The organism is Actinoplanes missouriensis 431 (assembly GCF_000284295.1).
Lineage (GTDB): Bacteria > Actinomycetota > Actinomycetes > Mycobacteriales > Micromonosporaceae > Actinoplanes > Actinoplanes missouriensis.
The window spans coordinates 4,897,346-4,919,425 of sequence record NC_017093.1 but is presented as its reverse complement, the minus strand read 5'-3'; the positions used below and the strand labels follow the sequence as shown (position 1 = coordinate 4,919,425).

Below are 22,080 nucleotides of genomic sequence, written 5' to 3'. Positions count from 1 at the left end.
CCGCACGGTCACGGGAGCTTCTCACCCGTACCCGGGAAGGTTTGTGATCGTCAGCCCAGACGCCAGAGCTGGGCGCCGGTCCCGTTGCAGGTGTAGAGGGAGAGGCGGGCGCCGTTGGCGGCGTTCCACTCGTAGTTGTCGAGGCACATGTTGCCGGCGACGTTGCGCAGCGAGAACCAGCCGCTGCCGCGGTCCTGGACGATCCACTGCTGGGCGGTGGAGCCGTTGCAGGTGTAAAGGCCGACGTCGGCGTTCGCGGCGGTGCTGAAGTTCAGGTCGTCGAGGCAGGTGCCGGTGTTGCGGTTGCGGATCTCGTAGTACGTCCCTGCCTTGTAGTTCAGCTCCCACTGCTGGGCGGTGCCGCCGTTGCAGTCGTAGAGGCGGACCAGCGCGCCGAGCGTGGTGTCCCGGTTGTAGTTGTCGACGCACCTGTTGCTGAACTGGCCGCGGATGCCGGGATTCGTGACGGTGCTGGGGATCGGCTGGCCGAAGAACGGGTCGCCGTTCTCCCGCCAGAGCAGTTGCTGCATGCGGGTGTGCCGGTTCGGGTCGGTCAGCGCGTCCGGGTTCGGGGTGGCGTAGTCGCGGGCGTGGTAGACCAGCATGTCGGTGACGCCGTCCTCGGCGACGGTGAAGCTGCCGTGACCGGGACCGTAGACGCCGTTCGCGGTCTGGAATACCGGGTTCGGATGCTTGTACCAGGACGCCGGGTTGAGCAGGTCGGCGGTGTCCCACGAGGAGAGCAGGCCCAGCTTGTAGCGGGAGTCGGTCGCCGAGGCGGAGTACGCGATGTAGACCCGCCCGTTCTTGACCAGCGGCGACGGGCCCTCCACGACGCCGGCGACACCTTCCTTCTCCCAGGCGTACGTCGGCCGGGCGATCTCCACGGCGGACCCGGTGATGGCGGTGGCGCCGTTCATCCGGGCGATGTACATGTGGCTGTTGAAGTTCGTCGACGGGCTGTCCTGCGCCCACGCGAAGTAGCGGACCCCGCGGTTGACGAAGACGGCGGCGTCGAGCTGGAACGACTCCCAGCCGGTGTTGAACCGCTGCGGCGCGCTCCAGGAGCCGGTCATCGGGTTGGCGCTGGTGTTGCGGATCCAGTACAGCCGCTGGTCGAAGCGGGCGGTGCCCGGCGACGCGGAGAAGTACATGTACCAGGCGCCGTCGATGTACTGGATGTCCGGCGCCCAGATCCAGCCGCTGAGCGCGCCGCTGGACGGGGCGACGAACGCGTTCGTGGTGGCGGCGGACCCGAGGCCCTGGAGGGTGGTCGCGCGGCGCAGCTCGACGCGCTTGTAGTCGGGCACCGAGGCGGTCATGTAGTAGTAGCCGTCGGTGTGCTTGTAGATCGCGGTGTCGGCCCGCTGGGAGACGACCGGGTTGCGCACCGAGATGAACTGGGCGGAGGCGGGGACGGCGGAGCCGGCCAGCAGCAGGACGAGCAGGGCCAGCAGCAGCGCGGATCGGCGGCGGAGAGCCATGGATTGACTTCCTTAGGCGCGGGGGATCGCGGGGTGTGATCGCTAACATGCCCGTCGATGTGTTGCCGCGTCAAGAAGTCTTCGGCAAATAGTTTGTGAGCGCTAACCCGGAAGGGTGGCCTCCACGCCCGCCAGGATGCGGTCGATGCCGCGCTCGAAACGGGTGTCGAAGTCGTGGTCGGCGCCGGCCTGCGCCACGCGGGCGAAGTACGGGTAGTCGCCGCTGCTGAGCAGCGACTCCAGGGCGGTCGTCATCCGCCGCTCCCACTCCGCCTCGTCGACGCCCATGTTGCGGCGGGCCTCGGCCTCGGCGAACTCCTCCTGGGTGAAACCGGTGACCCAGCTGGAGATCAGTGAGAACGTGCCGAGCATGTCCTCGATGCTCAGACCCAGACCGTCCAGGATGCCCATCGCGTACTCGAAGATCTGGATCATGTTGGGGCCCATGGCGGGACGGCCCGCCGGGATCCGGGCCAGCCACGGGTGCTTGCGCTGGGCGTCGCGCAGGTGGTGGGCGACCGCGCGCAGGTCGGTACGCCAGTCGCCGGTGCGCTCCGGCAGGACCACCTCGCCGTGGATGTGATCGAGCATCAGCGCGCAGAGCGAGTCCTTGTTGTCGACGTAGCGGTAGAGGCTCATCGCTCCGGTGCCGAGGGCGGCCGCGACCTTGCGCATCGACACGGCGGCCATGCCCTGCTCGTCGGCGATCCGCACGGCGACCTCGGCGACCTGGGCGCGGGTGAAGCCCGGCGCGGGGCCGCGGCTGGCGCGGGTCTGCGGCGCGACGACGCGGGGCCTGCCGGGGCGGTCGCTCACAGTGGTTCTCCTCGGCTAGTTGCGTACACCGTACCTAGTTGGGTAGTTTACATCTGCGTACGGTGTACTCACTTTCGAAGGAGTGTGCGATGACTGTCTCCGAGATTGCTCCGGTTCGTACTGGCCGGGTTGTGGTCCAGGGTCTGGTGGCGACCGCCGTGGCCGTGGTGCTCAACGTCGCGGTGGGGCTCGCGCTGCGGGCCGCGCTCGGCGTCGACGAGGCGTTCCTGCCGCTCACGCCCGGCGCGATCGCCTTCTTCACGCTGCTGTCGTCGCTCGCCGGGGTGGTCGCCTATCTGATCGTGCGGCGGTGGTCGGCAAGGGCGTTCCCGATCATCGCGTTCGGTGTGGCCGCGGTGAGCCTCGCCGGCCCCCTCAATCTGCTCCGCGCCGGCGATGCCGACTGGGAAGGGCTGACGACGGGCGCGGCGCTTGCGCTGATCCCGTTGCACATCCTGCCGGCGGTGGTGCTGGTGGTGGCGTTCCGGCGCCGTCAGTAGGCCGCCTTCTCCCGGCAGCGCTCGCACCGGGCCGGGCACGGTGACGCCGGCGCGGCGCCGGCGAGGCCGCTCGCGTGCAGGATCGTCGTCACGGCGTTCTCGAAGCCGGTCTCCTCGGGGATCACCACCTCGCCGGGGACGCCGAGCAGGTCGCCGGGGGAGTACCAGCCGCGCATCGTCTCCGGGCCGACCGGGATCGGCTCCGCGCGGCCGCGGTGCCGGCGGAGCGTCTCCTCGAACGTCACGTCCAGGTAGAAGCAGGCGGCCGGGCCGGGATGCGCGGCGATCAGCGTCCGGAGCGGGTCGCCGTACTGCCCGGTGTGCAGGATGCCCTCGACGATGACGTGGTAGCCCCCGGCCAGGGCGGTCCGGGCCATCGCGGTGATCAGATCCGGCGCGACCCGGTCGGCGCCGCCGCCGCCGTGCTCGCGCAGGACCACGCGGCGGACGTGGTCCTGCTCGATGAGGGCGCAGCCACGGCCGTACCGGCGGCGGACCTCGCGGGCGGTGGTGGTCTTGCCGCTCCCGCTGTTCCCGCGGATCACCAGCAGCAGAGGTGGCACGGGTCCTCCTGTCGGTCGGGTCACTGTCAGGTTCGCACCACCGGGCACGGCGCCGCTCCCCGGCGATCGCCGGGGAGCGGTGACCGATCAGATCAGATGCCGCGGCACTGGTGCACCGGCGCGGCGCCGTAGAACGGCGCGTCGCCGAAGGCGAAGATCCCGCCGTCGCAGCCGGTCAGCCAGTAGCCCTGCGCGGTCGGCCGCACCGACATGCCGGTGATGTGCCCGTTGAGCGGCTTGCCGGCCATCGAGCCGTGGAAGCCGGCGTTGCCGAACGCGAACACCCCGCCGTCCTCGGCGGTCATCCAGTAGCCCCGGCCGTCGGGTGTGGCGTCCATGTCCACGACCGGCCGGTTCAGCGGCTTGCCGCCCATCGAGCCGTGGAACGGCGCGTCCCCGAACGCGAACACCCCGCCGTCCCTGGCCGCCAGCCAGTACCCGGCGCCGGACGGGGTGGGCGCGATCGCCACGACCGCGCCGTTCAGCGGCTTGCCGCCCATCGAGCCGTGGAAGCCGGCGTTGCCGAACGCGAACACCCCGCCGTCCGCGGCCACCAGCCAGTACCCGCCGCCGTCCTTGGTCGCCGCCATGCCGACGACCGGCTTGTTGAGCGGCTTGCCGCCCATCGAGCCGTGGAACGGCGCGTTGCCGAACGCGTAGACGCCGCCGTCCGCGCCGACGATCCAGTAGCCGCCGGAGTCCGGCGTCCGCACCAGGCCGACCACGTTCTGCACCTTCACCCCGGCGTCGCGCAGGCTGCCGTGCTGCTGGGCGTCACCGAACGCCCGCACGTCGCCGGTCGTGTCGACGGTCCAGTACCCCTTGCCGGTCGAGGTGGCGATCACGTCCGCGGAGGTGGGCAGCATCGCGACGGTGAAGCTGCCGGTCCGCTTGTCCGAGGCGCCGGCCGGGTCGGTCGCGGTGACCTCCCACGTGTAGCGCGTACCCGGGTCGAGCTTGTGGGCCGGCACCGTCCACGAGCCGCCCGCGGCGCCCGAGCTGAGATCCACCGAGGGGCCGGTCACCCGGTAGCGGTAGGTGAGCGGGTCGCCGTCCGGGTCGCTTCCGGCCGCGGTCAGCGTGGGTCGCGTGCTCGGCACGACAACCCCGTTCGGTGTGTACGCCCCGATGGCCGGCTGCCGGTTCGGGAGCGCGACGGTCCGGCTGGTCTGTCCGGTGAGCCCGGTGTTGTCGGTGACCGTGAGCGTCACAACCTTGCTGGTCCCGGCGCCGAGCGAGACCTGGCCCTTCGGCCCGGTGAGCGGCAGCGTGGTCCCGCCGGCGGTCCACTTCCAGCCGGTGATCGAGCCGTCCGGGTCGCGCGAGCCGCTGCCGTCGAGCGTCACCCGGTTGCCGGCGCCGGTGAGACGGCTCGCGGTGAACGCTGCCACCGGGCGCTGCTGCGACGCCTGGGGCGCCGGCCCGAACACGGCACGGACCGGGTAGTGATCGGAGTACCTCATGTACTCGGTCTCCACCGGGTTCGACGGCTCCGGTGTGGCGGTCGACCGGATCAGCGACTCGTGCGCCCGGTCGACGAAGAGGTAGTCGATGCGGATCGTCGGGTTCTGTGCCCTCTTCTGGTCCCCGCTGCGGATCGAGACGGTGTTCCCGCACTCCGCCACCGGCTTCGGCTCGCAGTCGGCGCGGGCCGCACCCGGATGCTGGTGCAGCCAGGTGTCCCGCATGGAGTTCGCGAAGACCTTGTAGGCCTCGCCCTTGGGCAGGGTGGTCACGGCGCGGGAGTTGAAGTCGCCGCCGACCACGTACACCGCGTTGGGGTCGCCGACCCGCTGCCTGACCTTGTCGACCTGGCCCTTGATGAACTCGGCCTGCTTCGTGCGCCGCTCGTCGTCGTCGGCGCCCGGCCGGTACGCCGTGGACGTCTTGGAGGTCCAGTCGTCCGAGGCGAGGTGGGTGTTGAAGACGTAGTACGGGCGGCCGTCCTTGACGATCCGCGCGTACTGGACGTGCCGGCCGCGGCCCTCCGGGTTGAGCGTCACGTTGGTCATCTCGCTCATCGGGTTCTTGCTGAGCATCGCGATGCCCTCACGGAACTGGCCGACCGTGCCGTGCTCGTGCTGGGTGAGCACGTGATCCCGGCTCGTCCCCCAGCCGAGTTTCGCGGCGATGGCCTTGGCCTGGTCGCCGGAGACCTCCTGGAGGCCGACGTACTCGGCGCCGGAGGCCCGGATCACGCCGACCACCGACTTGTCGGTCTCGGACATCTCGGCACCGGTCAGGTTCTTGCCCTGGATGTTCCAGCTCATCACGCTCAGCTCGCCGGTCGCGGCACCGGCGGGCGAGTCCTGTCCGACCATGCCGGCGACCACGGCGGTGATGCCGGTGGCGACGGCGGCGGTGAACACGAATCCACGACGGGGTTTTCGCATAGGGGTCCTTTTCGAGGCGGTTTCCGACTAGAACTCAGCCTCGTGCCGATAAGCCGGGAACGGTATCGCCGGGCAGCCGCGTTCGCCGCGATGATCCGCCGCAAGGTTGTGCTCGTCCGACGGCGGCGCGGCGGCCGGTCGGGCGACCCCGTCCGTGCCTACTCCTCGCCGGGGCCGGTCAGCAGCGGCTCCAGCCCGTCGAGGAGCCGCTGGAGGCCGAACTCGAGGAGGATGTCCAGGTCGAACTCGTCGTCGCCGACCGCCAGGAACCGGGCGAACATCGGCAGGCGGCCGGTGGAGAGCACCGCGGCGAACCGTTCCTGCTGCGCGGCCATCCACTGCCGGTCGGTCATCCCGGTGTCCTGCTCGGCCTGCGCCTCGTCCTCCAGGTTCACCGCGGTGCCGCGCACGTAGTTGGCGATCATCACGGCCGTACGGAACTGGGTGACCGGGTCCAGGCCGTGCCCGTCGATCGCGCGCATCACCCACTCGGTGTGCGCGATCGCGTGCGGCGCGAGCAGCGGGCGGGTGAACGAGATCGCCGGGGCCAGCCAGACGTGCCGGCGGTACAGCGCCCACTGCAGCCGGGCGAGCGCCTCGACGCAGGCCCGCCAGCCGTCCCGCTCGGGCGAGAGGCCGGCCGGTGGCGGGCTGGCGCCCATCACCCGGTCGATCATCAGCAGGACCAGCTCCTCCTTGTCGGCGACGTAGCGGTACAGCGACATGGTCGGCATCCGCAGCTCGCCGGCGAGGCGGCGCATGGAGAGGCCGCCGAGGCCCTCGGCGTCGGCGATCGCCACCGCGGTGCGCACCACGCGGTCCCGGTCGATCGGCGCGCCGGCCGAGCGGGGCACGCCGGCGACGACCGTGCCGAGGCCGGTCCGGGTCTCCACCAGACCCTGGGTGCGCAATGTGGAGATCACCTTGGTGGCGGTGGCCATCGCGATCCCGTGCTCGGCCATGAGCTGCCGGGTCGACGGGACCTTCGCGCCGGGCGGCAGGTCGCCGGAGGCGATCCGCTCGGCGAGGCCTGCGGCGATTCTGCGGAACACCGGTACGTCCATAGTGCTCTAGTGCACCCGGTGTCGGTGCACTAGTCAAGATGGGGTGCTAGCACTACTGACTGGGCATGTAGTGCACTCATACGGTGTACGCATGACTGAAGCGGTTCGTGTCGAAGACCTCTCCAAGACCTACGACGGATCGGTGACCGCGCTCGACGGGGTGAGCGCGGCCTTCGCCGGCGGCACCTTCACCGCGGTGATGGGGCCCTCCGGCTCCGGCAAGAGCACCCTGCTGCAGTGCGCCGCCGGGCTGGACCGGCCCACCGGGGGCCGGGTGTTCCTCGGCGGCGCCGAACTGATCGCCACCACCGACACCGCGATCACGAAGTTCCGGCGCGACCGGGTCGGCTTCGTCTTCCAGGACTACAACCTGCTGCCGTCGCTGACCGTGCTGCAGAACGTGGTGCTGCCGCTGCGCCTCGCCGGCCGTCGCGCCGACCGCCGCCGCTGCCGGGCCGTCCTGGACCGGCTCGGCCTCGGCGACCGGGTGGACGACCTGCCGGAGAAGCTCTCCGGCGGCCAGCGCCAGCGGGTCGCGGTCGCCCGGGCCCTGGTCGCCGAGCCCGCGGTGATCTTCGCCGACGAGCCGACCGGCGCGCTCGACCTGCGCAGCGCCCGGGACGTGCTGCTCCTGCTGCGCGCCGTCGTGCACGAGCACGGCCGGACCGTCGTCATGGTCACCCACGACCCGGTCGCCGCGTCGTACGCGGACGCGGTGCTCTTCCTCGCCGACGGCAGGCTGGCCGGCTCGATGACCGCGCCCACCGCCGACGCGGTCGCCGAACGCCTCGCCCACCTCGGCGACACCGCCGCCCGTGTGAGCGGAGCGGCCGCATGATCGCCGTCGCGCTGCGCAACCTGCGGCACCGCCCCGGCGGGTTCGCCGCCACCTTCCTCTCCGCGTTCCTCGGCGCCGCCCTGCTGATGGGTTTCGGGTCCCTGATCGACACCGCGGACGGCGCGGACACGGCCGGGGCCGAGTCGCTGACCACCACGGCGAGCATCGGCGGCGGCTGGTGCCTGGTCATCGTGGCGTTCGCGGTGACCTCCACCCTGTCGCTGGCCGCACGGCAGCGGGCCGGCCACGTCGCGCTGCTGCGCCGGCTCGGCGCCACCGGGCCGCAACTCCGCCGCATGATCATCGGTGAGGCGGTGGCCGTGGCGCTGCTCGCCGCCACGGTGGCCATGCCGGTCGGGCTGCTCCTCGGCCGGGTCCTGGTCGGCCTGCTCCGCGACACCGGCCAGGTCGCCGCCGGGGTCGACGCGGCGTTCGGCCCGGTCGCGCTGGGCATCGGGTTCGGCGTCACGCTGCTCGGCAGCCTCGTCGCGGCGGTCGCGGCGGCCCGCCGTAGCGGACGGAACGCCGCCGCCCGACCGCCCCGGCCTCGCCTGCGCCGAATCGGCGCCACGCTGTTCCTGCTGGCCGGCGCGAACTGCGCGGTGCTGACCGCCACCCTCATGGACGGCAAGGGCATCGACGCGATGCAGACCGCCGGGCAGGCCGGGATCTGGGCGTCGATCGGGCTGGCCCTGCTCGCCCCGGAACTGCTGCGCCTGACCGCCGCCGTGCTCGGCGCCCCGCTGCGGGCCCTCGGCGGCGCCGCCGGAGAGCTCGCGGTCACGGCCGCCCGCAGCCGCGCCCGGCAGCTGGCCGCCGCCGTGATGCCGGTCGTGGTGTTCACCGGGATCGCCACCGGCACCGTCTACATGCAGGCGGTCGAGGACGAGGCGTCGGCCGGTCAGGCGCAGCCCGCGTACGCGCAGGACATCCAGACCCTGAACTACGTGGTGGTCGGCATGATCGCGCTGTTCGTGGCGGTGATGCTGGTGAACACGCTTGTCGCGGCCACCACGGACCGGCGGCGCGAGTTCGGGCAGCACCGGCTGGCCGGCGCCACCCGCGGGCAGCTGCTCACGATGGTCTCGCTGGAAGGGCTGCTGATCACGGTCACCGGGGTGGCGGCCGGGTCGGTCGCGTCGCTCTTCACCATCCTGCCGTTCGGGGCGGCCCGGATCGACCGGGTGTGGCCGGAGACCGGACCGGCCGCGTATCTGCTGGTGGTGACAGTGGCGCTGGTCCTCACCGGCGCGGCGATGATCGGCACCACCCGGCGCGCGGTCCGCGGCCCGGCCACGGCGGCGGTGCGAGCCTGAGCCGGCGCCGGCCGGCCACCCGATCGCGTGTGGAGTCGAGGTGCGCAGCGCGCCCGAACTCCACACGCAGGGGTGTTCCGCCGCGTGGAGCGTGCCTCGACTGCGCACGCTGGTGCGGGCGTGCGGTTGTAGGGTCGCGGCATGCGGGAAGTGATCGTGGCGCCGATGGCGGGTGGGCCCAGCACCGTCGCGCTCGTCGCGGCGGCCGACCGGGCCGGGGCGCTCGGGTTCCTGGCCGCCGGGTACAAGACGCCGGACGCGGTGGAGGGCGAGCTGCGCGCGGTGGCGACCATCGCGCACGGGCTGAACATCTTCGTGCCGGCGCCACCGCCCGCCGACCCGGCGCCGATCGAGGCGTACCGGCGGCGGCTGTCGAGCGAGGCCGAACGGTACGGGGTGGACCTGCCCCCGCTGCGCCTGGACGACGACGACCACTTCGCGGCGAAGGTGGAGCTCGCGGTGACGTACCGGGTTCCGCTGGTGAGCTTCACTTTCGGGGTGCCCGATCCGTCGGTGGTCCGGGCGCTGCACGACGCCGGGTCGACCGTGCTGATCACGGTGACCTCGGCACGGGAGGCGCGGGCCGCCCTCGCCGCCGGGCCGGACGTGCTGATCGCGCAGGGCGGGACCGCCGGCGGCCACGCCTCCACCACCGACCCGGGCGGATACGCGGGCGCGAGCACGGCGGTGGACGTCCTCGCCGAGGTGCTCGCCGTGACCGACCTGCCGGTGGTCGCGGCCGGTGGCGTCGGCCGCCCCGGGGACGTGCACGCGCTGCTGACCGCCGGGGCGGCCGCGGTCCAGTGCGGGACCGCGTTCCTGCTCGCCGACGAGGCCGGCACCCGGCCGGCGCAGCGGGCCGCGATGCTCTCCGGCGAGTTCACCGAGACCGTGGTGACCAGGGCGTTCACCGGGCAGCCGGCACGCGGGCTGCGCAACCGGTTCATCGAGGAGCACACGGCGGCGGCGCCGGTCGGGTACCCGGCGGTGCACCATCTGACCGCGCCGATCCGGGCCGCGGCGGCGGAGAAGGGCGACGCCGGAGCGCTCAGCCTGTGGGCCGGGACCGGATTCCGCAGTGTACGGACCGGACCGGTCGCCGACCTGATCGGACACCTCGCCGGCTGACCCCGCTGGCCGCCCCCGGCCGACTGGCCTCGCCGGGTGACTTGCCTCGCCGGGTGACTTGCCTAGCCGGGTGACTTGCCTAGCCGGGTGACCCGTGCCGGGTGGGTGACGGGCGGGCCTGTCGTCGCGGCGGTCGGGCGCGGCAGGGTCTAGCTTGGGTACCCATGACGGCCACCGGGACTGTGCTTGGGTACGCGATGAAAGGGCTCGGCAAGCTGCCCCGGCCGCTGCGCCGGGCGCTGCTGGCGCGGGCGGCCGGCGGGGAGCTGCCGCCGGTGCCGGACTACGTGCGGATGCTGGAGATCGCCGGTGACCTGCCGGAGACCGGGCCGACCGACGCCGAGCTGTTCGAGAGGTTCCCGCAGCTCGCCGCGGTGACCGTGACCGACGTGTCGGCGGGTGTCCCGGCCCGGCTCTACCGCGGCACCCGGCAGGAGCAGGGTCCCGGGTTCGTCTGGGTGCACGGCGGCGCGTTCGTCAGCGGGTCCCTGACCATGGCCGAGGCGCACTTCGTCGGGCTGGCCCTGGCCGCGCGCGGGATCCCGGTGCTGACCCTGGACTACCGCAAGGCGCTGCACGGGGTGCGGTACCCGGCCGGCTCGGACGACGTGCTCACCGGCTGGACCTGGGCGGTGGCGAACGCGGACCTGCTCGGCGTGCCGCCCGAGCGGCTCTGCCTCGGCGGGGCCAGCGCCGGCGCGAACCTGGCGGCCGGGGTGGCGAAACGGCTGCGCGACGGCGCCGGGCAGCCGCCCGCGAAGCTGGCGCTCATCTATCCCTGCGTGCACGCCGAGCTGCCGCGCTGGGAGCCGGCCCGGCTCGCCGCGATCCGGGACAACCGGGCCGCCGTCTACTTCTCGCCGGGCTGGGTCGCCGCGATGAGCCGGCACTACGCCGAGGACCTCGACGACCCGTACGCGTTCCCGGCCAACGGCGACCTGACCGGCCTGCCGCCGGCCCTGATCGTGAACTGCGAGCACGACACCCTGCGCAGCTCCGGCGAGGCGTTCACGGCGAGCCTGCGGGCGGCCGGCGTCGCGGTGACCGAGCACCTGGAGCCGAGCGCCGCGCACGGCTGTCTGGGCGAGCCGTTCACGGTGGCCGCGGCGGACGTCATCGATGTGATGGAAGCGAATATCATCGCGCGGTGACGAGTCTGGCGCGCTACCTGTTCCACGCGATGTTCCGCGGCCCGATCCCGGACCACCCCGCGTTCGTGGAGGCCTGCCGCCGCAGGACCCGTACGAGCGGGAGGCCCGCCACCGGGCCGTCCGCGGCGAACACCACGCCGGACCAGGCCCGCGCCTTCCGCTATCGGACCGGGCTGGCCGCCGAGGCCGTCGAGCGGGCGGTCCAGCGGGCCCTGCCCGGCGACCCGGTGCCGCCAAGGCGATCATCGACGAGCTCGGGCCGGTCGTCGCGCCGTCGCCGGCCTGGCACTACGTCTACAGCGGCAGCGAGTACGGCTACCTCCGCGCGTGGCTCTGGGTGAACCGGTTGGGGTGACAGGGGCCCGAGCGCGGCCCCGCCGGGCCGCCGGAAGCGGGGTGACCGCCGGACCACCGCCTGGCCGGTCGCCGGACTGCCGGTGACGGCGGGTGTGCGGCTGGGGAGACGCGAACGCGTACCGGATCGATGTTTTGAAAGGGGTGATCGGGGCGAAGTCCTTCGAACGTGCGTGAGCCGGACTCCGGCTTGTCGGCTACGTTGTGTGCGGGCCGGTTGATGTGAGGTCGGGCGGCCCGATCGGCGCGATGCGGGGAGAACGTGGGCTCATGAGCGGTACGGCTGCGGCGGATGTCTTCGCTGCGGGTGGGGATGTGGGCCGGGACCTGGCCGCGATGGACTGGGACCGGACGCCGCTCGGCGACCCGGAGCGGTGGCCGCAGAGCCTGCGCACCGCGGTGAGCATCCTGCTGTCCTCCCGCTTCCCGATGTGGATGGCGTGGGGGCCGGAGCTGACGTTCTTCTGCAACGCGGCCTACCGGCGCGACACCCTCGGGCGGAAATATCCGTGGGCGCTCGGCCGCCCGGCGAACGAGGTGTGGAAGGAGATCTGGGGCGACATCGGACCCCGGATCGAGAACGTGCTGCGCACCGGCGAGGCGACCTGGGACGAGGGGCTGCTGCTCTTCCTGGAACGGTCCGGCTACTCCGAGGAGACGTATCACACCTTCTCCTACAGTCCGCTGCGCGACGACGACGGCGCGCTCGTCGGGATGCTCTGCGTGGTCAGCGAGGACACCGACCGGGTGATCGGTGAGCGGCGGATGGCCACGCTGCGTGACCTCGGCTCCGACCCGAGCGTGGTCCGCACCGAGCAGGAGATGCTGACGTTCACCGCCCAGCAGCTCGGCAAGAACCTCAAGGACCTGCCGTTCACGCTCACCTATCTGTACGCCGAGGACGGCACCGCCCGGCTCGCGTCGTCGACCGGGATCCCGGCCGGGCACCCGGCCGCGCCGATGGTCGCCGAGCCGGACGGGATCTGGCCGGGCCGGCCCGAGCCGGCGCTGATCGATCTGGCCGGCTCAGATCCGGCCGGCACCGACCTGACCGGCGCCGGCCTGCCCGCGGGCGACTGGGCGGAACCGCCGTCGCAGGCGCTGCTCGTGCCCCTGCCGCGGCAGGGCGGCGCGCCCTACGGCTTCCTGGTCGCGGGCCTGAACCGGTACCGCGCCCTGGACGAGCAGTACCGCGGCTTCCTCGACCTGACCGCCGGGCACGTCGCCGCCGGGATCGCCAGCGCCCGCAGCTACCAGGCACAGCAGCGCCGGGCCGAGGAACTGGCCGAACTGGACCGCGCGAAGACCACCTTCTTCTCCAACATCAGCCACGAGTTCCGTACCCCGCTCACGCTGATCATGGGGCCGCTCGACGAGCTGCGCGCCCGTGCGGAGGCCGGCGACCGCGAAGAACTCGACGTGATGTGGCGCAACGGGCTGCGCCTCGGCAAGCTGGTCAACGCGCTGCTCGACTTCTCCCGGCTGGAGGCCGGGCGGATGCAGGCCCGCTATGAACCGGTCGACCTCGCCGCCACCACCGCCGAGCTCGCCAGCGTCTTCCGGTCCGCGGTGGAACGCGCCGGGCTCAGCTACGAGGTGGACTGCCCGCCGCTGCCCGGTGACGTCTACGTCGACCGGGGCATGTGGGAGAAGGTCGTCCTCAACCTGCTCAGCAACGCCCTCAAGTTCACCTTCGACGGTGGGGTCCGGGTCACCGTGCGGGCCGACGGCGACCAGGCCGTCGTCACGATCGCGGACACCGGCGTGGGCGTGCCGCCGGAGGAGATGGCCCGGCTCTTCGAACGCTTCCATCGCATCGAGAACGCCCGGTCCCGCTCCAACGAGGGCAGCGGCATCGGGCTCGCCCTGGTCAAGGAGCTGGTCCTGCTGCACGGCGGGACGGTCGAGGCGCAGAGCACGCCGGACCGGGGCACCACGTTCACCATCCGGCTCCCGTTCGGACCGGCTCACCTGCCGGCCGGCTCGGTCGTGCCGGCCGCCGGCGACGCGGCAGCCGTCTCCGCCACCGCCGACCCGTTCGTGCAGGAGGCGCTGCGCTGGCTGCCGTCCGACGCCGACCTGCCCGCCGACGCCCCCGGCCCGGTCGGCGGCGACACCGCGAGCGTGCTGGTCGCCGACGACAACGCCGACATGCGCGACTACCTGGTCCGGCTGCTGCGCTCCGCCGGGCACCGGGTCACCGCTGTCGCCGACGGCCGGCAGGCCCTCGACGCCGCCCGGGCAGACGTGCCCGACCTGGTGGTCAGCGACGTGATGATGCCCGAGATGGACGGGCTGCAGCTGGTCGCCGCGCTGCGCGCGGAGGGACGCACCGCCGGGGTGCCGGTGCTGCTGCTCTCCGCGCGGGCCGGTCAGGAAGCCGCGATCGAGGGCCTGGACGCGGGCGCCGACGACTACCTGTTCAAGCCGTTCTCGGCGGCCGAGCTGCTGGCCCGGGTCCGCGCCAACGTCGAGCTGGCGCGCCTGCGCAACCACCATTCCCGCTGGCGGACCGCGCTCGTCGAGTCACTGCAGGAGGCCTTCTTCGTCTGCGACGAGGACGGCGCGGTCATCGAGGTCAACGCCGCGTTCGCGGACACCCTGGGGTACGGGCCGGACGGGTTGCCCTACCACGCCGTGCACCCGTGGTGGCCGGACCCGGTGGCGGACGCCGACGCGTACCGGCAGGTGGCCGACGCGTTCGCGATGCTGGTCCACGACCAGCACGGCACCTACACGATTCCGGTCGACCACGCCGACGGGCACCGGCTGTGGGTGGCGGCGGCGTTCAGCCAGGTCCGCGACCCGGAGACCGGCCGCAAGGTGATCGTCGGGACGTTCCGGGACGTCACCGACGAGCACTACGCCATCCAGCGGGAGAGCGCGGTGGCCTCGCTGAGCCTGCGCCTGTCCCGGGCCGACGACGTGCGAGGCGCGCTCGCCGGGGCGCTCGACGAGATGCGCGACCTGTGGAACCTGGACTCGGCGTCCGCCGTCATCTTCGACGGCGCGACCGACCCCCGAGTCGTCGCCACCGACCCCGCCGTGACCTGGGAGTCGCTGCCGCACGCGGCGATCACCGCCCTGCGGGACGGGCCGGCGCTGACCCCGGGCGGCAACGCCGGGATCAGCCTGGAACACCCGGACGGCGTCATGGTCGTCTGGCTGGAGCTCGGCGAACGGCGGCCCTTCACCGACCCGGACCGGACCCTGCTCGCGCTGCTCGCCGGCCACCTCGGCCAGGCTCTGCGCCGGGTCCACCAGATCGACCAGCAGCGGGAGACCGCGCTCGCCCTGCAACGGGCCATTCTCGGCCCGGCCCAGCTGCCCGCCGGGTTCGCGGTCCGCTACGAGCCGGCCACCCGGCCGCTGCGGGTCGGTGGCGACTGGTACGACACGGTCACCCTGCCGGACGGCCGGATCGGCATCGTCGTCGGTGACTGCGTCGGCCACGGGCTGCCCGCCGCCACCGTGATGGGCCAGCTCCGCAGCGCCTGCCGAGCCCTGCTGCTGCAGGACACCGGGCCGGCCCGCACGCTGACCGCCCTCGACCGGTTCGCGGCGCTGCTGCCCGGCGCCGCCTGCGCCACCGTCTTCTGCGGCGTCCTCGACCCGGCGACCGGGCACCTCGTCTACTCCAGCGCCGGGCATCCGCCACCGATCGCCGCGCACGCCGACGGGACCATCGAACTGCTCGACCGGGGCCGTTCCCGGCCGCTCGCGATCCGGCCCACGCTGCCCCGCGACGAGGCCGAGTACCGGATGCCGGCCCGGGCCACCCTGCTGCTCTACACCGACGGACTGGTGGAACGCCGGCGGCAGCCGCTGACCGCTGGGATCGACGCGGCCACCGAGGCGGTCCGGCTCGGCCGCAGCACCCCGATCGAAGACCTGGCCAGCGAGGTGATGACCCGGCTGGCCCCGGAAACCGGGTACGACGACGACGTGGCGCTGCTGCTCTACCGCCAGCCCGGCCCGCTCGAACTGGAGTTCCCCGCCGAGGCGTCCCGGCTCGCCCCGGTCCGCACCGCGCTGCGCGGCTGGCTCGAACGCTGTGGCATCGACCCGGTCACCACGCAGAACGTCCTGGTCGCCGCGGGGGAGGCCTGCGCCAACGCGATCGAGCACGGGCACCGGGAGAAAGCCGGTCAGATCCGGCTCCGGGCCGCCGCCACCGCCGAGAACCTGCGTCTCACGGTCGTGGACAACGGCTCGTGGCGGGCACCCCGGCCGGCCGAGAACCCGTACCGTGGACGGGGCCTCATGCTGATGAAGGCGTTCATGCACCACGTCACCGTCACCACCGGCATCGCCGGCACCACCATCGACATGCAGGCGAGGATCGTGCCATGACCACCGCGCTCACGCTGACCAGCGGTCACCGCCCCGACGGCGCCCCGGTTCTCGCCGCAGCCGGGGAGATCGACATGAGCAACGCCGACGCCTTCGCCTCGGCGCTGGAACAGGGCGTCGCGGGGGCCGACGCCGGGCAACTGCTGGTCGACCTCACCGCCGTTCAGTACCTGGACAGCGCGGGGCTGGCGATGCTGTTCCGCCACGCGGAGCGGATCGAGGTGGTGACCGGGCCGCTGCTGGCGCCGCTGCTGGACGTGGCAGGTCTGGGCGAGGTGACGACGGTTTCCTTGTCGGGTACGCGGTGAGATTGTCGTATCGTCGTACGGTGCCCGATTTCGTGACCACAGGTCCCTCCCGTAACAGCCCGCTCAAGACCAAGGCGGAGAAGCGCGCCGAGGCCAAGGCTGCCCGGGCTCGCGCTCAGGCCCTCGAGAAGCGGCGGCGCACGCAGGCCGTGGCCGGTGCGGCGGTGGCCGTCATCGCCGTCGTCGTGGGGCTGGTCCTGTGGATCGGCAATTCGTCGTCGTCGCCGTCTGCCTCTGCCCCGCAGTCGGCCTCTGCCCCGCCGTCTGCCTCTGCCCCGTCGTCTGCCTCTTTCTCGTCGCCGGTCGCTGCGGCCTTCCCGCCGCTTCCGGAGGGGGCGGATCCGGCGCTGAAGAAGAAGCCGGCCGCCACGGCGGGGAGCGGGGACGTCACCAAGCTCACGGTGACGACGCTCATCGAGGGTAAAGGGGCGGTGGTGCGGGCCGGGCAGACGATCGACGTGAACTATGTCGGCGTGACCCATGCCGACGGCAAGGAGTTCGACGCGTCGTGGAACCGGAAGGAGCCGTTCAGCTTCCAGGTGGGCGTGGGGCAGGTGATCCCGGGGTGGGATCAGGGGCTGGTCGGGGTGAAGGTGGGGAGCCGGGTGCAGCTGGACATCCCGGCTGATATGGCTTACGGGGAGAATGCGACAGGGGGAGGGCCGGCGGGGGACCTGCGGTTCGTCGTGGATGTGCTGGCGGCTTCCTGATCTGGGGGTTGTGCTGGTCGGCGCATCGATGGGGGGCGCTGGCCGCGCCGAGGGTGGCTCTGCCTTCCCGCATCCGAACGTGCCTTGGCGTCGGCCTGCGGTGAGGCTCTTCAGCGCGCCGGCCCTTCTCCTCAGCGAAGGCCGACGATCATTTGATTGGCTCATACCAGGTATGACGAATTCTGTTGGCCATTCCCTGGAGGGCGAGAAACGCTTGGTTCATGGCGCAGCTTTCCTTGTTTCCCGTGAAGCATTTGCGGGATCCGAGCGCGCGCCGCAATTATTCGCCGGAGGCGGAGCGGTTCAGGTGGGAGCATGCGCGGCACCGCACGTGGGGTCTCGCGCAACGGCATGCTCGCCGGCTGCGCCAGCTGCGTGACGAGGCCGATCGTTCCGCAGGCCCACCGCCGCCCAGAGTTCCTGAGTCGCCCAGGGTTCCTGAGCCGCCCGTGGCGACGTCACCTCCCGAAGCTTCGGGGCCTCGTCCAGCTCAGCCGCCCCCGCCAGCTCGGCCACCATCTCCAGTTCGGCCGTCGCCCCGCACGGTCAAGGTTTCGCTCCCTGCCGCGATCGTGGAGTCCATTGTATTCAGGAAAGGATCTCCGTTACCCCGAAAAGACTGCCGACTTCATAATAAGAAGGAGCGAAACGGTGGTAGGGATCCTCCGTCGTGGCGATACCGAATTCCACACCGCCTGGACGAACGCGGGCCGCGTGTGGAATGGGGGTTCGTGTTGCGCCCGTCGTCCACACGCGGCCCGGCGTTACGTGGTTCCCGCTTGACGCTCGCTACTCGCCGAGCCTCGAGCGTCGCTTGCGACTACCCGCTCGCCACTTTAGAAGCGGCTGCGGAACTGCTCCCACCGGCTGCGGCTCCGGCGGGCTTCGATTGCCTTCGCTGCGCCGTAGATCGCTGCGGCGGTCACCGCTGCGATCGCCGCCGTGGTCATGACGATGGGCAGCAGGCGGCGCTTGGCGGGAATGCCCAGCTCGGCGCCGGTGGCTTCGGCGTCAGCCGCGATCACGGCGGGGTCACCGGAAACGGCGATGTTGTGCTGAGCGTCGACCGTGCTGTCGTAAATGGTCATCAGGTCCTCCCGACGGGTTTCGTCTCCACTTGCCCCGGTCGCGGCCCGGTTAACCTGATCGTCCCCCACCGGGTGAGCGGCCCGCGTCACCCGGAGCGGATGATCCGATGTGCTCGGGCGCCGACCGCGCTGGGGCGGGCGGAGATCCGGGGTGCTCGAGTGCCAGCCGCGCTGGGGCGGGCGGATGATCCGGGGTGCTCGGGTGCCGATGGCGCTGGCGTGACGGATGGTCCGGGGTGCTCGGGCGCCGATGGCGCTGGGGTGGCGGATGGTCCGGGGTGCTCGGGCGCGATGGTCGCGGTGCTGTGGCCGCGCGGTGACGACGCGGAACGCCAGCTCAAGGTCCTCGAGGAGGCCACCGCCACAGAACAGGAGGCCGCAGCCACGGGCGAGGAGGCCGCCGCCGGAGACAAGAGCGCTACCGCCGGAGACGAGGAGGCCGCCGCCACGGGTGACTAGGGATCACGACGCTCACCTGCGCACCTGCTCGCTTGACGTGATCATGACGGCCCGGATAGCTTGCAGGCCACAACTGAAGAAGCCGCTAACCCGCAGCGGGAGAGCCCTCGCCACCAGAGCCACAAGGCCCTGACGCCCAGAGCCACAAGGCCCTTGCACCCAGAGCCACAAGGCCCTGGCACCAGAGCCCACGGCCCTGGAGAACCCGGCGAGGCGCCGAAGGAGCAACTTCTCCCTCAGAATCTCTCAGGCCCACGTACCGCTGCGGTCAGGCGACTCTGGAAAGCCGTTCGCGAGACGAACGCGCCCACGGTGCAAACCGCCCGTAACGGCGGTGAAGCTCTCAGGCCCCATGACAGAGCGAGGGAGGCCCCAACCTGTCACGACCTTGGAGCCTCCCGTGAGACGCACTGCGCTCTTCGACGTCCACACGCGCCTCGGCGCGCATCTGACCACGTTCGCCGGCTGGACCATGCCGCTGCGGTACGGCAGTGACATCGCCGAGCACCACACCGTGCGGACCGCCGCGGGGCTCTTCGACCTCAGCCACATGGGCCGCATCGAGGTCACCGGCCGCAACGCCGCGGAATTCCTCGACTACGCCCTCGCCGGCCGTCTCTCGACGGTCAAGGTCGGCCGCGCCAAGTACACGATGCTCTGCCATACCACCGGCGGCGTCCTCGATGACCTGGTCGTCTACCGGCTCGCGGCCGACCGGTTCCTGGTGGTGGCGAACGCGGCGAACGCCCCGATGGTCCGGGCCATGCTCGGCGAGCACGCCAACGGGTTCGCGGTCCGGATCACCGACGCCGGCGGCTCGCTGATCGCGGTGCAGGGCCCCGCATCGGCGGAAGTGATCGCCACGCAGGGCCCCGCATCGGCGGAAGTGATCGCCACGCAGGGCCCCGCATCGGCAAAAGCGATGGCCATCGAGAGCCTCGACCTGCCCTATTACGGCATCACCGAGGCGCGGGTCGCCGGCTGTGACGTGCTGCTGGCCCGCACCGGGTACACCGGCGAGGACGGCTTCGAGATCTACTGCTCGGACGCCGACGCCGCGACCATCTGGGAGAGCCTGCGGGAGAGCGGCGCCACCCCCGCCGGTCTGGCCTGCCGGGACACGCTGCGCCTGGAGGCGGGCATGCCCCTGTACGGGCACGAGCTCACCGTCCGCACCACCCCCTTCCACGCCGGGCTGGGCCGGATCGTCGCCCTGGACAAGGCGGACTTCGTGGGCGCCGAGTCGCTGCGCCGCGTCGCCGCCCAGGGGCCGTCGACCGTGCTGACCGGCCTGGTCACGGCCGGCCGCCGCGCGCCACGCAGTGGCCATGCGGTGCTCGATCCGGTCAGCGGCGAGCGGATCGGCGAGGTGACCAGTGGCGCGCCGTCGCCGACGCTTGGTCACCCGATCGCCATGGCCTACGTCCCACCCGTGTTCGCGGCGCCCGGCACCCGTCTGGTCGTCGACGTCCGTGGCACCCGCGAGGACGCCGAGGTCGTCGCGCTGCCCTTCTACCGCAGGAGCCCCCAGTGATCCCCTTGAACCTTCGCTACAGCCGTGACCACGAGTGGCTCACCGACGACGAGATCGCCACGGTCGGCATCACCGCGTTCGCCGCGGACGCCCTCGGTGACGTGGTCTTCGTCGACCTGCCCGAGGTCGGCGCCGTCACCACGGCCGGCGAGACGTGTGGCGAGATCGAGTCGACCAAATCCGTCAGCGAGGTCTATGCGCCGGCCGATGGGGAGATCGTGGAGGTCAACAAGGCGCTCGCCGACGACCCGGGTCTGATCAACTCGGATCCGTACGGCGCCGGCTGGCTCTACCGGGTGCGCGTCACCCGTACCCCCGAGGTTCTCGACGCCGCGGCCTATGCCGCGCTGATCTCACCGGAGTCATGATCTTGGCCGTCTCCGTCTTCGACCTGTTCTCGATCGGCATCGGGCCGTCCAGCTCGCACACGGTCGGCCCGATGCGGGCGGCCGCGATGTTCGCCGCGAAGCTGTCCGATTCCGTCCACGTCACTTCGGTGCGGGCGGAGCTGTTCGGATCGCTGGGCGCCACCGGTCACGGGCACGGCACGCCGAAGGCGGTCCTGCTCGGTCTGCAGGGCTTCGATCCGGAGACGGTCGACGTGACCCTCGAGGCTCCGGCGGACGGGCGGATCGTGCTGCCGTCCGGCCGGGAGGTCGCGGTGGAGATGGTGCTGCACCGGCGCCGCTCACTGCCCGAGCACCCGAACGGGATGACCTTCACGGCGCTCGCCGCGGACGGCGCCGAGGTGCTGCGGAAGAAGTATTTCTCGGTCGGCGGCGGCTTCGTGGTGGGAGATCTCGCTTCCCGGGTACGGGCCGACCACCCGCCCGTGCCCCACCCGTTCCTGTCCGGTACCGATCTGCTCGGCCTGACCCGGTCCACGGGTTTGTCGATCTCCCGGCTGATGCTGGAGAACGAGTCCGCGTGGCGGGCGCCGTCCGGCATCCGGGACGGGTTGCTGCACATCTGGTCGGTGATGTCCGACTGCATCGACGAGGGCCTGAACGCCGAGGGGGTGCTGCCCGGCGGCCTGAAGGTGCGCCGCCGCGCCGCGTCCACGGCTCGCCAGCTACGGGCGGCAGGTGATCCGGCCGCGCACTCGATGGAGTGGCTCACGGCGTACGCGATGGCGGTCAATGAGCAGAACGCGGCCGGAGGTCGCGTCGTGACCGCGCCCACCAACGGCGCCGCGGGGATCATCCCGGCGGTGCTGCGGTACTACCTGGACTTCGTGCCGGGCGCCAACGGCGACGGGGTGGTCCGGTTCCTGCTGGCGGCGGGGGCGATCGGGCTGCTGTTCAAGGAGAACGCCAGCATCTCCGGGGCGGAGGTCGGCTGTCAGGGCGAGGTCGGCTCGGCGTGCGCGATGGCCGCCGCCGGGCTCGCCGAGGTCCTCGGCGGGACACCCGAGCAGGTGGAGAACGCCGCGGAGATCGGCATGGAGCACAACCTCGGGCTGACCTGCGACCCGGTCGGCGGCCTGGTGCAGATCCCGTGCATCGAGCGCAACGGGATGGCCGCGGTCAAGGCGGTCACCGCGGCCCGGATGGCGCTGCGCGGCGACGGCCGGCACCACGTCTCCCTCGACAAGGTCATCAAGACCATGAAGGAGACCGGCGCCGACATGAAGATCAAGTACAAGGAGACGTCCCGCGGCGGCCTGGCCGTCAACGTCATCGAGTGCTGACGCGAGAATGCCGGTATGGACATCTGGGCCGAGGCGAAACGCTGGCGTTCTTTTCTCGATGAGCGGAACGGGACGTCGGATCTCGAGCTGACCCTGCGGATCCTCAAGCTCACCGAGGAGTCCGGCGAGGCCGCGCAGGCGTGGATCGGGATGCTCGGGCAGAACCCGCGCAAGGGCGTCACGCACACCCGTGAGCAGGTCGCCGGCGAGCTGGCCGACGTCGTGTTCACGGCGCTCGTCGCGCTGGAGAGCATCGGGGTGGACGCGGAGGAGGCGGTTCGATCGTGCGCTGTGAAAGCCGCCACGTACCTGCCGCCGGAATGACGTTGTA

20 protein-coding genes and 2 riboswitches are annotated in these 22,080 nt (G+C 72.1%); of the genes, 14 read left to right on the top strand and 6 right to left on the bottom strand.

The genetic code is table 11. The annotated features are described in order from the left end of the window. Positions 1-50: 50 nt before the first annotated feature. On the bottom strand, positions 51-1,484 hold the full coding sequence (locus tag AMIS_RS23050) for a family 43 glycosylhydrolase (protein WP_014444798.1): 1,434 nt from the start codon (positions 1,482-1,484) through the stop codon (positions 51-53). Between the two features lie 102 nt (positions 1,485-1,586). Further along, positions 1,587-2,300, bottom strand: a complete 714-nt coding sequence (locus AMIS_RS23045) for a TetR/AcrR family transcriptional regulator (protein WP_014444797.1) — start codon at positions 2,298-2,300, stop codon at positions 1,587-1,589. An 89-nt stretch (positions 2,301-2,389) separates the two neighbouring features. Between AMIS_RS23045 and AMIS_RS23040 the strand changes: the two genes are divergently transcribed. Continuing rightward, the gene (locus AMIS_RS23040; RefSeq protein ID WP_014444796.1) at positions 2,390-2,800 is read left to right on the top strand and encodes a DUF6069 family protein; all 411 of its coding nucleotides are present in this window, start codon (positions 2,390-2,392) and stop codon (positions 2,798-2,800) included. On the opposite strand, the gene AMIS_RS23035 is transcribed toward AMIS_RS23040, so the two are convergent. From AMIS_RS23035 to AMIS_RS23025, 3 genes are all read right to left on the bottom strand, one after another. Further along, entirely contained in the window at positions 2,794-3,363 is a 570-nt protein-coding gene (locus tag AMIS_RS23035; protein ID WP_014444795.1) for an AAA family ATPase, read from the bottom strand. The genes AMIS_RS23040 and AMIS_RS23035 overlap by 7 nt on opposite strands. 92 nt (positions 3,364-3,455) lie before the next feature. Beyond that, positions 3,456-5,756, bottom strand: a complete 2,301-nt coding sequence (locus tag AMIS_RS23030; protein WP_014444794.1) for an endonuclease/exonuclease/phosphatase family protein — start codon at positions 5,754-5,756, stop codon at positions 3,456-3,458. Positions 5,757-5,914: 158 nt separating this feature from the next. Then, the gene (locus tag AMIS_RS23025) at positions 5,915-6,808 is read right to left on the bottom strand and encodes a TetR/AcrR family transcriptional regulator C-terminal domain-containing protein (protein ID WP_231859061.1); all 894 of its coding nucleotides are present in this window, start codon (positions 6,806-6,808) and stop codon (positions 5,915-5,917) included. 103 nt (positions 6,809-6,911) lie between these two features. Between AMIS_RS23025 and AMIS_RS23020 the strand changes: the two genes are divergently transcribed. The 8 genes from AMIS_RS23020 (at position 6,912) to AMIS_RS22990 (ending at position 16,978) form a co-directional block, all read left to right on the top strand. After that, positions 6,912-7,658 carry an ABC transporter ATP-binding protein gene (locus AMIS_RS23020; RefSeq protein WP_014444792.1) on the top strand — a complete coding sequence of 249 codons (747 nt, stop codon included), beginning with the start codon at positions 6,912-6,914 and terminating at the stop codon, positions 7,656-7,658. Beyond that, a complete protein-coding gene (locus tag AMIS_RS23015) occupies positions 7,655-8,974 on the top strand; it encodes an FtsX-like permease family protein (RefSeq protein WP_014444791.1) in 1,320 nt (439 codons plus the stop codon). Before AMIS_RS23020 ends, AMIS_RS23015 begins: the two co-directional genes overlap by 4 nt. A 141-nt stretch (positions 8,975-9,115) precedes the next feature. After that, positions 9,116-10,102, top strand: a complete 987-nt coding sequence (locus tag AMIS_RS23010; RefSeq protein WP_014444790.1) for a nitronate monooxygenase — start codon at positions 9,116-9,118, stop codon at positions 10,100-10,102. A gap of 164 nt (positions 10,103-10,266) precedes the next feature. Then, a complete protein-coding gene (locus AMIS_RS23005; protein WP_014444789.1) occupies positions 10,267-11,253 on the top strand; it encodes an alpha/beta hydrolase in 987 nt (328 codons plus the stop codon). Beyond that, positions 11,250-11,594: a hypothetical protein gene (locus AMIS_RS42895; protein ID WP_157434989.1), complete on the top strand. Its 345-nt coding sequence runs from the start codon at positions 11,250-11,252 to the stop codon at positions 11,592-11,594. Before AMIS_RS23005 ends, AMIS_RS42895 begins: the two co-directional genes overlap by 4 nt. Before the next feature lie 283 nt (positions 11,595-11,877). Continuing rightward, positions 11,878-15,960 carry a SpoIIE family protein phosphatase gene (locus AMIS_RS23000; protein WP_014444788.1) on the top strand — a complete coding sequence of 1,361 codons (4,083 nt, stop codon included), beginning with the start codon at positions 11,878-11,880 and terminating at the stop codon, positions 15,958-15,960. Then, the gene (locus tag AMIS_RS22995; protein WP_014444787.1) at positions 15,957-16,268 is read left to right on the top strand and encodes an STAS domain-containing protein; all 312 of its coding nucleotides are present in this window, start codon (positions 15,957-15,959) and stop codon (positions 16,266-16,268) included. Before AMIS_RS23000 ends, AMIS_RS22995 begins: the two co-directional genes overlap by 4 nt. Positions 16,269-16,288: 20 nt before the next feature. Continuing rightward, on the top strand, positions 16,289-16,978 hold the full coding sequence (locus AMIS_RS22990) for an FKBP-type peptidyl-prolyl cis-trans isomerase (RefSeq protein ID WP_231859060.1): 690 nt from the start codon (positions 16,289-16,291) through the stop codon (positions 16,976-16,978). Positions 16,979-17,814: 836 nt separating this feature from the next. On the opposite strand, the gene AMIS_RS22985 is transcribed toward AMIS_RS22990, so the two are convergent. Then, on the bottom strand, positions 17,815-18,135 hold the full coding sequence (locus AMIS_RS22985) for a hypothetical protein (RefSeq protein ID WP_157434987.1): 321 nt from the start codon (positions 18,133-18,135) through the stop codon (positions 17,815-17,817). A gap of 192 nt (positions 18,136-18,327) precedes the next feature. Between AMIS_RS22985 and AMIS_RS42890 the strand changes: the two genes are divergently transcribed. The 5 genes from AMIS_RS42890 (at position 18,328) to AMIS_RS22965 (ending at position 22,073) form a co-directional block, all read left to right on the top strand. Further along, positions 18,328-18,525: a hypothetical protein gene (locus AMIS_RS42890; RefSeq protein ID WP_157434985.1), complete on the top strand. Its 198-nt coding sequence runs from the start codon at positions 18,328-18,330 to the stop codon at positions 18,523-18,525. A 186-nt stretch (positions 18,526-18,711) separates the two neighbouring features. Continuing rightward, positions 18,712-18,797: riboswitch (glycine riboswitch) on the top strand. A 4-nt stretch (positions 18,798-18,801) separates the two neighbouring features. Beyond that, positions 18,802-18,886: riboswitch (glycine riboswitch) on the top strand. Between the two features lie 39 nt (positions 18,887-18,925). Next, positions 18,926-20,059: a glycine cleavage system aminomethyltransferase GcvT gene (gene gcvT, locus AMIS_RS22980; protein ID WP_041829992.1), complete on the top strand. Its 1,134-nt coding sequence runs from the start codon at positions 18,926-18,928 to the stop codon at positions 20,057-20,059. Then, the gene (gene gcvH, locus AMIS_RS22975) at positions 20,056-20,427 is read left to right on the top strand and encodes a glycine cleavage system protein GcvH (protein WP_014444782.1); all 372 of its coding nucleotides are present in this window, start codon (positions 20,056-20,058) and stop codon (positions 20,425-20,427) included. Before gcvT ends, gcvH begins: the two co-directional genes overlap by 4 nt. Further along, the gene (locus AMIS_RS22970; RefSeq protein WP_014444781.1) at positions 20,424-21,749 is read left to right on the top strand and encodes an L-serine ammonia-lyase; all 1,326 of its coding nucleotides are present in this window, start codon (positions 20,424-20,426) and stop codon (positions 21,747-21,749) included. The genes gcvH and AMIS_RS22970 overlap by 4 nt, the downstream gene beginning before the upstream one ends. Before the next feature lie 15 nt (positions 21,750-21,764). Further along, entirely contained in the window at positions 21,765-22,073 is a 309-nt protein-coding gene (locus AMIS_RS22965; protein ID WP_014444780.1) for a MazG-like family protein, read from the top strand. The last annotated feature ends 7 nt before the right edge of the window (positions 22,074-22,080 follow it).

Coding starts and splice junctions, on each gene's coding strand:
- AMIS_RS23050 (WP_014444798.1), bottom strand. CDS start 1,484: ATGGCTCTCCGCCGCCGATCCGCGCTGCTGCTGGCCCTGCTCGTCCTG.
- AMIS_RS23040 (WP_014444796.1), top strand. CDS start 2,390: ATGACTGTCTCCGAGATTGCTCCGGTTCGTACTGGCCGGGTTGTGGTC.
- AMIS_RS23030 (WP_014444794.1), bottom strand. CDS start 5,756: ATGCGAAAACCCCGTCGTGGATTCGTGTTCACCGCCGCCGTCGCCACC.
- AMIS_RS23020 (WP_014444792.1), top strand. CDS start 6,912: ATGACTGAAGCGGTTCGTGTCGAAGACCTCTCCAAGACCTACGACGGA.
- AMIS_RS23015 (WP_014444791.1), top strand. CDS start 7,655: ATGATCGCCGTCGCGCTGCGCAACCTGCGGCACCGCCCCGGCGGGTTC.
- AMIS_RS23010 (WP_014444790.1), top strand. CDS start 9,116: ATGCGGGAAGTGATCGTGGCGCCGATGGCGGGTGGGCCCAGCACCGTC.
- AMIS_RS23005 (WP_014444789.1), top strand. CDS start 10,267: ATGACGGCCACCGGGACTGTGCTTGGGTACGCGATGAAAGGGCTCGGC.
- AMIS_RS23000 (WP_014444788.1), top strand. CDS start 11,878: ATGAGCGGTACGGCTGCGGCGGATGTCTTCGCTGCGGGTGGGGATGTG.
- AMIS_RS22995 (WP_014444787.1), top strand. CDS start 15,957: ATGACCACCGCGCTCACGCTGACCAGCGGTCACCGCCCCGACGGCGCC.
- AMIS_RS22970 (WP_014444781.1), top strand. CDS start 20,424: ATGATCTTGGCCGTCTCCGTCTTCGACCTGTTCTCGATCGGCATCGGG.
- AMIS_RS22965 (WP_014444780.1), top strand. CDS start 21,765: ATGGACATCTGGGCCGAGGCGAAACGCTGGCGTTCTTTTCTCGATGAG.